This is a genomic window from Caballeronia sp. (assembly GCF_049581465.1).
In the GTDB taxonomy this organism is placed as follows: domain Bacteria; phylum Pseudomonadota; class Gammaproteobacteria; order Burkholderiales; family Burkholderiaceae; genus Caballeronia.
Map to the genome: position 1 here is coordinate 1 of NZ_JBAUSA010000381.1, position 2,098 is coordinate 2,098.

Sequence of the window (2,098 nt, forward strand, 5' to 3'; positions counted from 1 at the left end):
GGTCCTCATCTTGGCCTACCGCAGATGATTCAGTCGAGAGCGCAGTTCGGCTATCGCGGGGTCATCGTCGTCCTGTTCGCCACGCTATTTGTTTTTGCAGGATTCAACATCGTCAACCTCGTGCTGATGATGCAGGGCCTCAAGGCACTGTTCAACTGGGATCCCGTCAAGGTGGCGCTGGCTGTGACCTTGCCGGCTTCGATCCTGGCGATTCTCGGCCACGACTGGATGCATCGGAGCTTCAAATGGGCGTTGTATCTCTCGCTGCCTCTTTATGGACTTGTCACGGTGGCCGTGCTGATGCATTGGGTGCATGACGTGCCACCTGCCGCTGTCGCGCCGGGGGCCGCACCGGGGGTCGCACCGACGCCACCGCTGGGTTTCGGCTGGATCGCTTTCATCGCGCAGTTCGCAGCAGCCGCCAGCTACAACATTGCCTACGCACCCTATGTATCCGACTATTCGCGCTACCTGCCGAAAAACACGCCGAGCGGCAAGCTGATTGCGGCTGTGTTCGTAGGCGCATCACTGTCGGGGGCATGGATGATCGCGATTGGCGGCTGGCTGGCAGACCATCTGCAGGCGACCGATGTGCTGGTCGCGTTGAATCAGGTAGGTAACGACCTCGCACCGGGGATGGGCAGCGTTGTGGTTGGCGTCACGATCCTGGCATTTCTACCGGTCATCGCGATGAACATATACAGCGCAAAACTGACGGCTATCACAGCGGTTGATTCATTCCGGAAGGTCCAGCCGACTCCCAGGACTCGCATCGTGGCGATTTTGTTTGTGGTGATCCTTCAGCTCGGCGTGGCCCTCAGCATCTACACCTCGGGTAAGGGTCTTTCCGTCCTGAACATTTACCTCGTGGTCATGCTGTATTTCCTGGTGCCCTGGACTGCCGTCAATCTGACGGATTACTTTTTCGTTCGCAAGGGTCGCTATGCCATTCCGCACTTCTTCCTGCCGAACAACAACCTGTACGGAAAGTGGGGCGCACGCGGACTGATCGCGTACGTGATCGGCTTCGTCTCGATGATTCCGTTCTTCTGCGTGCTTGACGGCACTAACGAGGTATATGTCGGGCCGCTTTCCCGCGACATGGGCAGCGTCGACCTGGCCTGGCTCGTCGGTCTGTTCGTCTCGGGCTGCGCTTACTACGCATTGTCGCGCTCGCTTGATCTGACGCACGAGGAGTCGGTCATCGCTGCTATCGAGAAGACATCACCGCAATACACCACCGGCGACAAAGGTCGCTACTGAACCACAGACGATCCCGTCAAGATCTACGAAGCAGGTAAATATCATGGCTACCGAGCAATTCGATTACATCATAGTGGGTGCTGGATCGGCCGGGTGTGTATTGGCTAACCGGCTCACCGAGGATCCGACGGTCCGCGTCCTGGTGCTTGAATACGGCGGAAGCGATCGCAGCGTCATCATTCAGATGCCGAGCGCGTTTTCCATGCCGATGAATACGTCCAAGTACAACTGGCGCTATCAGACAGCCCCCGAAGCTCATCTGAATGGCCGCCAGTTGCATTGCCCGCGCGGCAAGGTGCTGGGCGGCTCGTCGTCGATCAACGGACTCGTCTATATTCGCGGTCACGCTTGCGACTTCGACGAATGGGAGGAATTAGGTGCGCGAGGCTGGGGCTATCGCAACTGTCTGCCGTATTTCCGGCGTGCGGAGACCTACAAGTTCGGGGGCGACGAGTACCGAGGCGCGGCCGGACCCCTGTGCACGAACAACGGCAACAACATGGCGAATCCGCTGTACGGCGCCTGGATCGAGGCGGGCGCCGAGGCCGGATACATCAAGACAGAAGACTGCAACGGTCATATGCAGGAAGGCTTTGGCGCAATGCATATGACGGTCAAGGATGGTGTGCGCTGGTCTACCGCTAATGCTTACCTGCGGCCCGCGATGAAGCGCCCCAACCTGAGCGTGGTGACGAATGCGATGACACGCCGTGTGATTATCGAGGGCAAGCGCGCTGTTGGGGTCGAGTACGATCAGGGTGGAAGTTCGCACGTCGCGCGATGCCGTGCTGAAGTGTTGATCGCCTCCGGCCCTATCGGTTCGCCTCACCTGTTG

At 58.9% G+C, this 2,098-nt stretch carries 2 protein-coding genes; both read left to right on the forward strand.

Features of this window, described 5'->3' with window-relative positions; translation table 11 throughout:
• Nucleotides 1-1,263, forward strand: a 1,263-nt coding sequence (locus WCA53_RS09470; RefSeq protein ID WP_423908386.1) for a purine-cytosine permease family protein, incomplete at its 5' end; no start/stop codon positions are given.
• 43 nt (nt 1,264-1,306) lie between these two features.
• Nucleotides 1,307-2,098, forward strand: a 792-nt coding sequence (locus WCA53_RS09475) for a GMC family oxidoreductase N-terminal domain-containing protein (protein WP_423908389.1), incomplete at its 3' end; no start/stop codon positions are given.